Here is an 11,658-nt window from a genome sequence, read left to right as displayed (position 1 = left end):
CCACAATCTTTCACCATTTTTGAAGATTTTTTGAAATCGAGAAAACCCCGTAAGCGACTTTAGCGACCCTTCTCATGATTAGTTTGGGACAGAATTCGGCCCTATTGCGCAATGGGGTATTTACCCCAAGGTTGTCCCTTGGAGGTGGCTGATGGTGCCAGCCAAAAGGCTCGCCGGTATTTCCATTGTGATTGCAGAATGAGAACGACCCTTGGGCTCGCGAAGGCTTTAGGTCCTTGGATGCTCACACTCACACGTGGTCTGCTGCTCCGTATCGCTCGAGGAGTTCCCGCGCGGTCTGCTCTACACGCCGCACCAGGGCTTCAGGGCGCAGGATGGTCGCGTGCATGCCCCAACTCAGGACCCACGGCTCGATTTCACCCAGGCTGCTCAGGCGCAGTTCGAGTTGGGCGCAGCCGCAGGGCAATTCGATGAAGCGCTGGGTGGAGTGCCACTGCCGGCCCCGGGCGAGGCCGGTCGCCCATGGGTCCAGTTGGATGGCCACCTCGTAGTCGCTCCTGCCCTTGAGCGCCCCGAAACTGCCGCGCAAATAAGTCTTGGGGCTGAGCGCAGCCTCCGCGCCGGGAAGCGGTTCGGCAGGGGCTCGAAAATAATATCCATGACGCGTGGCGTCATACTCGATAGGCAAGCGCAATCGATCCCGCATGAACAGCACGTCGCGTTTGAGGGTAATCCGCGAGAGTTCGAGTTCGGCGGCCAACGCCACGCAATTGGGATAAGAGCCTTCCTGGATGCGGCGGTGAATGAGCTGGATGCGTTCCCAGGGCGGGCGGCTGAGTTTGTCAGGCGTAATCCTTCTAAGTTTCATGCGCAAAGTATAAAGCGGCCAGTTGGACAAAGACTGTCCAAGCCAGAATGAATTTCAACGGGTCCCGGGCTCTCGCGGAGCGCTAATGAGACGCGCTGCGGGCAAAAGAACTCTCTCCTGCGCAAGGGAGGGGACAGCGAGCTTCTTGGCCGGCGGACCGGCCTGCCAATAGTCCGAATGGAGCAGGCCCCATTCGCTGCAGCGCCGTTCCTGGAGAAAGAATCCATGGGCGTTCAGAAAAGGCTCAGGCGCTGTCAATTCCATGGCCGGAAGCCCGGTCACGACACGAAAGAACCTGTACATCGTCCAATGGATTAATTTGGCTCGGTATCGGGAAAGGCCGGCGGGCGGGATTTGGAAATCGGCCAGCAACCAGGTTGCGCCAGGCCTTGCAGCGCCGGCCAGGAGCGCCACAATCCGCTCGAGTTGATGGGGCTGGAAGCAATCGAGGAAAAAATGGGTCGCAATCAGGTCGAAGGCCCGGGAAGGCGGGCTCCACGCCAGCGCGTCGGCCTGGATAAACTCGATAGCGCTCGGGCTCAACCCGCATCGAACCAGCCGTTCCCGGGCTGATTCCAACATGCACCCGCTGTTATCCACGCAAGTGATGCGGGCCTGTTTGAGCCGCCGCCGGCACTCGATAAGGAACCGCCCATTGCCTTCGCCCATCAGCAGGATGTTGCGCGCCTGGTTTGCCCGGCTCAGAAATGCAGTGCGGCAGCGTTGGAGCTTGTTGCCGGCGAGGACGAACTCCATCCAGCGGTAATGGGGCGCCAGTGGATCAAAGCCCATGGTGAGCCCAACCCGCCAGGAGGGCATCCCGATGCCACCACACGCCGGCCAGGATGCCGCCCGCAAAATAAGAGACAACATCCCAAGGGTCTCCCACTGCATGCGGCATGATGCGCGGTCCAATGACCTCGAAAAGGATGGACCATACGACCAGGTACAGGGCGATTTCACCCGGTGTGGGTGGCAGGTCGTGTTCGCGCAGCTTTAAGATGCGCTGGAGCAGAAGCAACACGGGCAGCGCGCAGGGGATCAGGAGCACGTCATTGAAATGGTCGTGAAGAAAGGCGCTATGCACCCGGGGTTTGAGTCCCCAGCGATTGAGCGCATAAAGCGAGCAGGCCAGGAGACACAATTTGTCACGCAGATAACCAAACGCCTTCACAGCAGCGCCAGGATGACAAACCCAAACCCAATGGCAACGGCCAGTTTCAGCATTAGAATCATAATTCCCAAAATAGCACATCCAGTGGCGCTGCGCAGAATGATTGCGGGCATTTGCGCGCCCGTCGAGTTGATGGGAGACTCAGGAAAACAGTTGAAAAGAGAACAAATCCCACCGCCCGTCAAGCCGACGAAGGCAGAACTGCTTGCGGCAGTTGAGGGGATTGTGCCGGATGTGATAGCGCCCGAACTCAAGGTGCTCTTCTGCGGGATCAATCCGGGCCTGTATTCAGCCTGGGCCGGCCATCACTTTGCCCGCCCAGGCAACCGGTTTTGGCCGGCGCTCTTTGCCTCGGGGTTTACGGACCGCCTGTTGCGTCCGGAGCAGGAAGGGGAGTTGCTGCGACGTGGATACGGGCTGACAAATTTAGTCGAGCGGGCCACTGTGGCATCGGACGAGTTGACCCGGGAAGAGCTACAGGCCGGCGGGCAGCTCTTTGAAAAGAAAGTCAGGAAGTATCGGCCCAAGACGGTCGCAATTTTAGGTGTGAGCGCCTACCGGCTGGCCTTCGGCCGCCCAGCGGCCAAGGTCGGCGAGCAGGCCCAGAGAATAGCCGGCGCCCTGGTTTGGGTGCTGCCCAATCCCAGCGGCCTCAACGCTCATTTCACCCCAAAACCCCTGGCAAAGCTCTTCCGTCAGTTTCGGCTGCGGGCAATTGCTCAAATCTTTGTAGGAGACGACGTAAGGAGTCTCTGATCGAGATTGTCCGCTGGGCGCCTTTGGTTCACCCGGAAGTTGCTGATCAGAGACTCCTTGGATGCAGAGATCTCTTAGCCGCCGCATCATCCATGACCTTTTTCCACGCTTTCGTCTTTCGGTATGCACTGACAGCCTCCGGGGTGCCTGATTTCAGGCTCTGGAAGGATGGTGGAGCCGAGGGGGTTCGAACCCCTGACCTCCTGAATGCCATTCAGGCGCTCTACCAACTGAGCTACGACCCCATCCGGAGCGGGGCAAAATCTAAGGCCCGGGCCTTAATTGTCAAAACCATTCTCGCAGAAAACCTTTCGATCCGCAATCGTTCCGGTTAATTTCACCGCTCACGGCCATGGCCTACGACCGAGCGGATTTCGATTACAGCAGCGAACAGGAGCCGTTGCCCAAAGGGCACGCGGCAACCCATATCGGCATGTTTTTGGCCTGGGCGGCGCTCAACGGGCTCGAAAATGAGTTTCACCGCCAGAAATCCGCCGAACTGCTCGAGAAGCTGCGCCGGCGCGAAATCACCGGCCGCCAGTTTTTCGAGGCCACCTGCGGCGAGCGGTTCTCCGAGCGCGACTTGAACCCTGAGGGCAATGCGTTTGCCGAGCATTATTATCGTGACCAGGCCGGTCAGCGCGGTCCTTATTTTGACGATTACAAGAAGGTCCTTGTCCGCGGGTTGCCCAGTTTCTGGCACGTGGCCGATACGTGGGCGAATTACGACAAGCTGTCCCCGGTCCTGACTCAGCGCTTCGAAGACTGGAAGCATCCCAAGCGCAAACGCTGGTGGCAGTTCTGGAAATGAACCTGCCAAGCGTCACCGTATTGATTGCGGCCCGGCCCGGGCAGGCAGAGGTCAAGGCGGCCACTGCCAGCCGCGCATTGGATTATCCCGCGGACAAGCTGGAAGTCATCGTGGCGCGGGGCCGTCAACCATCGGCCCAGCGCAACGCCGCCTTAAAGGCTGCTCGCGGGGAACTGATCTATTTTCTCGACGATGATTCTGTTCCCGGGTCAGGCAATCTGCGGCGCGCCGTGCCCCATTTCAACGATCCCGCGGTGAAAATGGCGGGAGGCCCCAACCTCTGCCCGCCGGATGCGCCCGAGCTCGAGCAGGTTTTCGCAGCGGTATTAGCGAGCTGGCTTGCTTTTGGACCCAGCCGCGCCCGCTATACACCCGTGGGCGCGTTGCGCGAAACAACGGAAAAGGAACTGATCCTCTGCAACCTGGTGTCGCGCCGGGAGGCTCTCGTTCAATTGGGGGGCTTCAATGAGGCACTGTATCCCAACGAGGAGAATGCCCTGATGGACGAGTTACAAAAGCGCGGCGGTAAGTTGATTTATGACCCGCAGTTCTTCGTCCATCGCCGGCCGAGGTCAAGTCTGAAGGCCTTCGCCCGGATGTTGCTGACGTATGGACGTGGCCGGGCCGAGCAGTTCCGGTTGCACCCCACCTTAGGCTCGGCGTTGAATTTCATTCCCCCCCTGTTCTGCGTTTATCTGCTGTTCCTGCTCCCCGCTCTCATTTGGCGGTGGCTGCCGGCGGCCATCCTCCTGGCGCCTCTCGCCGTTTATGCTTTGGCGTTGCTCGGGCAGGGACTTGCGCTGTGCGCGCGGCGAGAAAGCCGGCTTGCGACATTTGAGACAAATCAGCCGGGCCGGCAGCGGACGCCCCTGAGACAAATCTTTGAAAGCGTGGCAGCAATGCCTCTTATCATCTTAACGCACGTGCTTTATGGACTCGGGTTCTGGCGCGGCCTGTTCACAAAACTTGAGCCGTTCTCCGAGGCAAGCTCTGCGCCTGTCACGTTGGAAACCCTGGTCCACTGAGGACCCAGGCCCATTCGACTCTATGCGTCATGCGCTAAAAGGCCTTTGGGCCAAAGCGATCAAAGAATCTGCGGATTCGCAGCGGGCAAAACGTTTTCTGGCTCTGCTGGCCGCGACGGATGCCGGCAGGGTTTTGGCGCGAGTGTCCTCAGAGCAAGCCGGCATTCTTGCGAGCCTATTTAGCGGGTCCCAGGCGCTCAGTGCGCGGCTCATCAAACATCCGGACTGGCTCGAAACCATTACTCCAGAGGCGTTGAGGTTTCCCCGTCGCAAGCAGGGGCTGCGCCAGGATTTGGACCGGCTGCTGGTGCCCGGGCTGAAGAGAGAGGATTACGCCGCGGCATTGGACGCCGTTCGCGAGCTGAATCAGCGCGAGATGCTGCGCATCGGCGCCCGGGACCTGGCCCGGCTAGGCTCGACTTGGGATGTGATGCAGGAGATTTCAGACCTGGCCGACACGTGCCTCGAGACCGTCTGGGACTTTTGCCTGCTGCAGCAGACCCAACGCTATGGCCGCCCTTACCATCAGGATGCTGCCGGAACCTGGAAAGAAACACCCGGGTGCATTTTGGGCCTTGGCAAACTGGGCGGGCAGGAACTCAATTACAGCTCCGATGTCGATGTGCTGTTTGTGTATGAGGAGGAAGGAAGCGTTTTCAAGGAACCTCCCCCGCAACTCTCCTCCACTGCGGCAGGGAAGCCGAACCGCGCTGACGCCAAGCCCAAGCGCATCCGCCTTAGCCAACCCAGCCCGCAGCCCCGGGCGCTTCTTACCAATCATCAGTTCTTCAATCGTCTCGCGGAGACCTTCATAACCGAGGTGACGCGGTTGACTGCGGAAGGGGCGCTCTATCGAATCGACTTGCGCTTGAGGCCCGAGGGGGATGCCGGGCCGCTCAGCCGTTCATTGCCAAGCTACGAAACCTACTATGCGCAGTGGGGCCAAACCTGGGAACGCATGATGTTGCTCAAAGCGCGCGGTGTTGCCGGAGATCAAACGCTGGCAGCCGAATTTCTCGATATGGTCCAGCCCTTCCGCTACCCCCGGTCGATTAATCAGGGGGTCTTGCACGAGATTGGCGCAATGAAAGATCGCATCGAAAATGAGATTCTCAAGGCCGATGAGTTAGACCGCAACGTCAAGCTCGGCCGCGGCGGCATTCGGGAAATCGAGTTCATCGCCCAATCACAGCAGTTGCTCCACGCGGGCCGGCAGCCGTTCCTTCAGGGAACCCAAACGCTCCCCGCGTTGAAGAAGCTTGTCCAATACGACCTCTTATCGGGGCAAAACTCGCGCCAGCTTCAGGTGGCCTATTGTTTCCTGCGCGATGTCGAGCACAGGTTGCAAATGGAAGACAACCGCCAAACTCATACCATTCCCATCGACCGCTCTGCCCGCGAGCGCCTGGCGCGATTGATGGGTTTTGCAGCTTTGCCCGAATTCGAGCAAGCGCTGAAGGCCCACACCGGCCATGTCCGCCAGATATTCAATCAAGCGCTCAAGAGCGCGGCGCAGCCTCTCTGCAGGCCATCGCCTTTTCCGCCTGGCTTTGAGGGGGCCGAAGAGAAGTGGAAGAATATCCTGGCGGAATACTCGTTTAAGGATGCTGGCCGGGCGTTGCGCATGCTGCGCGAGTTTGTCGAAGGGCCGGGTTATGTCCACGTCTCGCCACGCACTCAGGAACTGGCTTTTCAGTTGCTGCCCCGATTGTTTGGCCTTTGCCGCAGGGACGCAGCTTCGAATGCAGGGCAAGGACTAAACGCCGCCGAAACTCAGCAAAAGCCCCCGCTCTCGGACCCGGACCGGGTTGTGACGCGGCTGGACAGCTTTATTAGCGCCTACGGCGCTCGCTCGACTCTGTTCCAGTTATGGAACAGCAATCCCGCCATTTTCGAGTTGCTGCTGCTCCTTTTCGACAGATCGGAGTTTCTTGCCGAACGGGCGATTCGCACCCCGGACCTGGTTGATGAACTGGTCACCAGCGGCCGGCTGCGGCAACGCAAAGGCGCCGAGGAAATCCTGCGCGACCTGCGCCATGGATTTGACGATGCCGATCAAGGTTTATGGTTGCGCCGTTATCACCAGGCGGAACTGATGCGCATCGGCCTGCGTGATATTCTAGGCCTGGCAGACCCAGAGCAGTATCTGAGCGAACTCTCAGCTTTGGCCGATGCCTGCCTCCAATACGCCATCGAAGTGGTGATGCGCCGTCACAAGATTAAAAAGCCGCCTTTTGCCGTTATTGGCCTGGGCAAATTGGGAGGGGCAGAAATCGATTATGGGTCGGATTTGGATTTGGTGTTCGTGACCGAATCGAGTATGAAGAGCCCGGCCAAACTGGCGCCTTTGGCGATTGAACTAATGGATTTACTCTCCCGCCATACGGAACAGGGGCTGCTGTTCCACACCGATGCCCGGCTGCGCCCTGATGGTGAAAAAGGGCTGCTGGTCAATGGCCTCGAGGCCTATGAGGCCTATTATCGGCAGCGCGCTCAGTTTTGGGAGATTCAAACGTTGACCCGTGCCCGGGCGATTGCCGGGAATTTAAACCTGGGCGCGCGGTTCCAACAACTCGCTGCCAGACTTGCCGATTTCACCCATCTGATCCTTCCCCTTGCTGCGTGCACGCCGGATTGGAAAAAGAAGATGGATGCCATGCGAATGCGAATCCAAAAGGAACGCACGCCCTCAGGAAAAGACGAACTGGCCATCAAGACCGGTGCGGGCGGGTTGGTGGACGCGGAATTCACCGCCCAGGCGATTTGCATCGAGCGCGGCTGGCACGAGCCAAACACGCTGCGCGCGCTTGAGCGAGCGCAAGCCGTGGGAGCGCTGCCCGACGCGGAGAAACTCATCGAGAATTACCGCAAGCTTCGGCGCGTCGAGGGTATCCTCCGGCGGTGGAGTTATGAGGGCGAGACGGTTCTACCCGATGAACCGGCGCCCTTTTACCGCGTCTCGGTCCGTTGCGGCTTCGGTTCATCGGAGCAATTTCGAACTGCGGTGGCGGACTGGCGCCGGGCAATTCGCGAGGTTTATCGAGCAGTGTTCAAAAAATAGGAGGGCATGCGGCGCTGGCGAACGGCTTCGTACAGGAACACCGCTGCGGCGCAGCCCACATTCAACGAATCGACTTCGGGCGTCATCGGGATGGCGGCGGCTTCATCGCACGCTGCCAGGATGTCAGGCGAAATGCCGTAACCTTCGCTTCCAAAGACAACACAGCAATCACCAGTAAATGCAACCTGGGCCACTATGCGCTGTGGCTCGCGCGGATGAGCGGCAATACAGCGCACACCGCGCGCGCGCAGCTCGCTTAACGCTCGGGTCAGGCTCTCCGTCTCAATCATCGGCAATAGGAACGCAGTTCCCATTGAACTGCGCACAGCCCGGCGCAGAAAGGGGCTGCTGCAAGTCTCGCCCACAATCAGTCCGTGAACACCCAAAGCGGCGCAGTTCCGCACCACTGCGCCGAGGTTCTCTGCGCTCGATAAGCTGTCCACTGCCGCCAACAGATACGGCTGATTGCTTCGAGCCAGTAGATCGCTCAAAGAGACCGGGGCGGGCACTTTTCCGACGGCCAGCAGCCCTTGATACATTGAAAAACCGGTCAAGGTTTCCAGCAGCGCCTTGTCAGCGACGAAAACCTCGATGTCTTCCGGCCTGAGTTTCAGTTGCGCCTCAAGCAGCACCAGCCACTTCTCCGGAAGCAAAACCGAGAGTACCTGCAGCTTGCTCTCAAGCAATCGGCGGACAACCTTCTCGCCTTCGGCGACGAATATCCCCTGCTCGCGGTGCTGCTCTTGCCGGCGCATGGTGCGATAGGGCTGCAGCTCCGGCAAATCGAAGGAGGTAATCCTGCGAACCTTAATCATGTGGCCGCTGGGCTGCTGGCCTTCCTACGCCGAGTCATCAAGAGAAAAAAACGTTTGGCCCGGCACAGACGGGGGACTGTGCCGAGCAACCTCGCGAATGGCCATAACTGCCGTGGGCGCCATTAGACCGGGGGCGCCGCTCCTCAAAGAGTGTACGTCCAGCGTGGGACAGGGGACAGATTGAGAGGTCAATTCGAGGCAGACGTGTGTCGCGCCAATCTGCTGCAAGCGTTGCTGGACTGCGCCAAGAGCCAGTTCGGGCCGATTGCATTGCTGGCTCAAGTGGCCGAGATACAAATGGCGCAAATCGCTGGACATGATTTGTTCGGCGGCATCGGCCGCCGCCACATTGGAGAGATGCCCATGGCGGCTGAGAATGCGCTGTTTGAGACTCCATGGCCGGTGGGGACATTCCTGAAGCATTTTAATGTCATGATTGGCTTCGAGCACCAGGACATGGGCCCGGCGCACTCGTTCGATGACCAATTTGGTCGCATGACCCAAGTCCGTTAAAAAGCCGATGTCGCCTCCGGATGTCCGAATCAGGAACCCGACAGGGTCCTGGGCATCATGGGGGATGTTAAAAGTTTCGATTGTCATGTCGCCCACCTCGAAGCTGGCCCCGGTGGTAAACAGCCGTGCGATGAGCCTGGTCTGGAGCTGATACTCGATGGCCTCTTTGGTGGGGCGATTGCAATAAACCGGGATTTGGAGTTTGGCGCTGAAAGCCGCCAGGGCCTGAACGTGGTCGGAGTGCTCGTGCGTCACGAGGATGCCCGTCAAATTTTCTGGTATTCGGCCAATGCTGGCGAGGCGTTTGCGAATCTGCCGCAAACTGAACCCGGCATCAATCAGGACACGGGCTTCAGCGGTCTCCAGATAGGCGCAATTGCCCCCGGAACCACTGCCCAGGATAGTCAAGCGAACAGGCACGGTCAACCTTAGTGACGCGAGCCAAATCGGGCAATAACTTTCGGGGCATCGCTTTCTCAGGTTGAGACCCTAATTGCTGAGGGGAACCCATTGCGCGAGGGTGATGCTCGTGCAGAGCCAACCACGGGGCGTGCTGGCCAGTCCATTGTTTCTCTTGCTGCTATTCGTCAGCGGGCTGGGGTTGGGCTGGTTTACGGCCTTGGGAACGCTCTCTGGCAGGAATGGTCTGGACATGCCGTTGTTGGGGCAGGCCTGGGAGACTATTCATCAGCGCTATGTCGATCAGGCAGCCGTCAAGCCGCGCCGGATGACCTATGGCGCCATTGCCGGGATGGTCGATGCCCTGGGCGACACCGGCCACAGCACCTTTCTGCCACCATCGACCGTGAAGCACCTCAAAGAAATGGAGCACGGCGAGCTCAAAGGGATTGGCGTTCAAATCCAGATGAAAGGCGGTCACGTGGTCATCGTAGCGCCGCTGGACAACTCTCCCGCCCAGCATGCTGGCTTGCGCGCCGGAGACGTTATCCTGAAGGTGAACGGCCAGGACATCAGCGGCTGGCCGCCCAGCCGTGTAGTCGAGCGCATCACCGGCCCGGCGGGGACCCAGGTCGAATTAACTGTCCTGAGCGCGCGCACTGGAAAGGCGCGCCAGCTTACGATAACAAGGGCCGCTATTAAGTTGCATGAAGTGACCTGGCAACTCCTGCCTGGAACAGCCATTGCCCACCTGCGAATTGCCGAATTCGATGCGGGCGCCACAAAGGATATCATCGGCCTTTTACCTCAGATTCAGCGAGAGGCCGAAGCGGGGATTATCCTCGACCTTCGGGACGACCCGGGCGGGTTGCTCGATGAAGCCGTCGGTGTGACCAGCCAATTCCTGGCGAGCGGAAATGTGCTGCTGGCCAAAGATGCCAAAGGCCATATCACCCCCATCCCGGTCGAGAAGGGGGGGCAAGCCACCAACACGCCAGTGGTAGTGCTGATTAATGACGGCACAGCAAGCGCCGCCGAGATTGTAGCCGGGGCCCTGAGGGATGCGCACCGGGCCACACTGGTGGGCGGCACAACCTTCGGCACCGGCACCGTTCTTGAGCAATTCGGCCTTCCCGACGGTTCAGCTTTGTTGCTGGCAGTCGAGGAATGGCTGACGCCCGACGGACACTCATTCTGGCACAAAGGACTCGAGCCGGAGGTGGCGGTGGCGATGCCGGATGACGCGGCGCCTTTGTTTCCGGAGGCCGAGCGGGATATGACTCCCGCACAACTTCAATCCAGTGACGACCATCAATTGTTACGCGCGGTGAGCTTGCTGGAACATGCCAACCAGCGGGCGGCAAAGTGAATCAAACCCAAGAGTAGCGGCAGGAGGCCGCTGGCCAAAACTTGAGAACCACGATGCGCCGCTCAAATCGCAAAACGCGCCGGCGTTGGACCCGCGATAAGCTTCTGCATCTATTCTACCTAATCGGGATTTGGTTTAAAGGCATCGACGGTATTTTCGAAATGATAGGCGGGGGCCTGTTCCTGGCAGTCAGCCGCAGCGCTCTGAACCGGATTGTGGCGATGCTGACCCAGCATGAGTTGGTGGAGGACCCGACCGACTGGGTCGCCACTCATTTGCGGGAGGCAGTCAGCCATTTGTCATCCAACACGAAAATCTTTGGGAGCGCGTACCTGCTGGCTCATGGGGCGGTCAAAGTCTTTCTGGTTTGGGGAGGCTTATTGCGGGGCAAGTTATGGGCCTTTCCCACAGCGATGGTTTTTATCGGCGTGTTCATTGGCTATCAGGCCTACCGCATCATCCATCAATTCTCACTGGGTTTGCTTGTCCTGACCATGATTGATCTGTGTGTGTTCCTGCTAATCTGGCGCGAGTATCGCAGGAAAAAGCACGGCGACGCTTAAGACTTTCATTGTCGGGTGCAACAAGTGGGGGCCTCCTCTCCCAGGCCCGGATGAAAGATGAGCAATACTCAATGCTCAATGAGCATTGAGCGTCATTGTTTAGCTCAATATTTCAATGATCGGTTTGAAAAAAAACCTCTGCCCTCCCCCACGCCATGGGTGTTGACCTACCAGGAAACTCTGACCCTGTGGGCGAGAGTAACTAGAGCCTGTCCCAAAAGCGGGGTTTTTGGCGATGATGGAAATGCAACTAATGAATGTATTCGTAATGATAAGCTACACTAGGCATCAGTGCCAATTCACCTCGTTAGCATGTCGAAATCCGCTGGTCCAGTACACACCG

General features: G+C 58.9%; 11 protein-coding genes and 1 tRNA gene. 6 read left to right on the top strand and 6 right to left on the bottom strand.

All coding sequences use genetic code 11. The features are described 5' to 3' along the window. Positions 1 to 250: 250 nt before the first annotated feature. From VG146_04075 to VG146_04065, 3 genes are read right to left on the bottom strand one after another with little or no spacing between them, the layout of a single operon-like run. A complete protein-coding gene (locus tag VG146_04075; protein HEV2391522.1) occupies positions 251 to 829 on the bottom strand; it encodes a WYL domain-containing protein in 579 nt (192 codons plus the stop codon). 54 nt (positions 830 to 883) lie between these two features. Continuing rightward, positions 884 to 1,648, bottom strand: a complete 765-nt coding sequence (locus VG146_04070) for a class I SAM-dependent methyltransferase (protein HEV2391521.1) — start codon at positions 1,646 to 1,648, stop codon at positions 884 to 886. Next, positions 1,611 to 2,003, bottom strand: coding sequence for a hypothetical protein (locus VG146_04065; protein ID HEV2391520.1), 393 nt, complete (start codon positions 2,001 to 2,003; stop codon positions 1,611 to 1,613). The genes VG146_04070 and VG146_04065 overlap by 38 nt, the downstream gene beginning before the upstream one ends. 132 nt (positions 2,004 to 2,135) lie before the next feature. On the opposite strand from VG146_04065, the gene mug reads away from it, so the two are divergent. After that, positions 2,136 to 2,759 (top strand): G/U mismatch-specific DNA glycosylase, encoded by a 624-nt coding sequence (gene mug / locus VG146_04060; GenBank protein ID HEV2391519.1) that lies wholly within the window; start codon positions 2,136 to 2,138, stop codon positions 2,757 to 2,759. Positions 2,760 to 2,928: 169 nt separating this feature from the next. On the opposite strand, the gene VG146_04055 is transcribed toward mug, so the two are convergent. Beyond that, positions 2,929 to 3,004 (bottom strand) — tRNA-Ala (locus VG146_04055). A gap of 107 nt (positions 3,005 to 3,111) precedes the next feature. Between VG146_04055 and VG146_04050 the strand changes: the two genes are divergently transcribed. From VG146_04050 to VG146_04040, 3 genes are read left to right on the top strand one after another with little or no spacing between them, the layout of a single operon-like run. Then, on the top strand, positions 3,112 to 3,570 hold the full coding sequence (locus VG146_04050) for a hypothetical protein (protein ID HEV2391518.1): 459 nt from the start codon (positions 3,112 to 3,114) through the stop codon (positions 3,568 to 3,570). Further along, positions 3,567 to 4,595 carry a glycosyltransferase family 2 protein gene (locus tag VG146_04045; protein ID HEV2391517.1) on the top strand — a complete coding sequence of 343 codons (1,029 nt, stop codon included), beginning with the start codon at positions 3,567 to 3,569 and terminating at the stop codon, positions 4,593 to 4,595. The genes VG146_04050 and VG146_04045 overlap by 4 nt, the downstream gene beginning before the upstream one ends. Positions 4,596 to 4,617: 22 nt before the next feature. Continuing rightward, positions 4,618 to 7,656: a hypothetical protein gene (locus VG146_04040; GenBank protein ID HEV2391516.1), complete on the top strand. Its 3,039-nt coding sequence runs from the start codon at positions 4,618 to 4,620 to the stop codon at positions 7,654 to 7,656. On the opposite strand, the gene VG146_04035 is transcribed toward VG146_04040, so the two are convergent. Further along, on the bottom strand, positions 7,632 to 8,471 hold the full coding sequence (locus VG146_04035; GenBank protein ID HEV2391515.1) for an RNA methyltransferase: 840 nt from the start codon (positions 8,469 to 8,471) through the stop codon (positions 7,632 to 7,634). The genes VG146_04040 and VG146_04035 overlap by 25 nt on opposite strands. 24 nt (positions 8,472 to 8,495) lie before the next feature. Further along, on the bottom strand, positions 8,496 to 9,404 hold the full coding sequence (locus VG146_04030; protein ID HEV2391514.1) for an MBL fold metallo-hydrolase: 909 nt from the start codon (positions 9,402 to 9,404) through the stop codon (positions 8,496 to 8,498). A gap of 103 nt (positions 9,405 to 9,507) precedes the next feature. Between VG146_04030 and VG146_04025 the strand changes: the two genes are divergently transcribed. Then, entirely contained in the window at positions 9,508 to 10,752 is a 1,245-nt protein-coding gene (locus VG146_04025) for a S41 family peptidase (GenBank protein ID HEV2391513.1), read from the top strand. 53 nt (positions 10,753 to 10,805) lie between these two features. Then, positions 10,806 to 11,315 (top strand): DUF2127 domain-containing protein, encoded by a 510-nt coding sequence (locus VG146_04020; GenBank protein ID HEV2391512.1) that lies wholly within the window; start codon positions 10,806 to 10,808, stop codon positions 11,313 to 11,315. The last annotated feature ends 343 nt before the right edge of the window (positions 11,316 to 11,658 follow it).

The organism is Verrucomicrobiia bacterium (assembly GCA_035946615.1).
Classification (GTDB): Bacteria; Verrucomicrobiota; Verrucomicrobiia; order Limisphaerales; family UBA8199; genus DASYZB01.
This window is presented reverse-complemented; position numbering and strand designations above follow the sequence as displayed.

What these genes read in the sequence shown, in the direction of transcription:
- VG146_04075 (HEV2391522.1), bottom strand. Translation starts at nt 829, where the DNA reads ATGAAACTTAGAAGGATTACGCCTGACAAACTCAGCCGCCCGCCCTGG.
- VG146_04070 (HEV2391521.1), bottom strand. Translation starts at nt 1,648, where the DNA reads ATGCCCTCCTGGCGGGTTGGGCTCACCATGGGCTTTGATCCACTGGCG.
- mug (HEV2391519.1), top strand. Translation starts at nt 2,136, where the DNA reads ATGGGAGACTCAGGAAAACAGTTGAAAAGAGAACAAATCCCACCGCCC.
- VG146_04050 (HEV2391518.1), top strand. Translation starts at nt 3,112, where the DNA reads ATGGCCTACGACCGAGCGGATTTCGATTACAGCAGCGAACAGGAGCCG.
- VG146_04045 (HEV2391517.1), top strand. Translation starts at nt 3,567, where the DNA reads ATGAACCTGCCAAGCGTCACCGTATTGATTGCGGCCCGGCCCGGGCAG.
- VG146_04040 (HEV2391516.1), top strand. Translation starts at nt 4,618, where the DNA reads ATGCGTCATGCGCTAAAAGGCCTTTGGGCCAAAGCGATCAAAGAATCT.
- VG146_04035 (HEV2391515.1), bottom strand. Translation starts at nt 8,471, where the DNA reads ATGATTAAGGTTCGCAGGATTACCTCCTTCGATTTGCCGGAGCTGCAG.
- VG146_04025 (HEV2391513.1), top strand. Translation starts at nt 9,508, where the DNA reads ATGCTCGTGCAGAGCCAACCACGGGGCGTGCTGGCCAGTCCATTGTTT.
- VG146_04020 (HEV2391512.1), top strand. Translation starts at nt 10,806, where the DNA reads ATGCGCCGCTCAAATCGCAAAACGCGCCGGCGTTGGACCCGCGATAAG.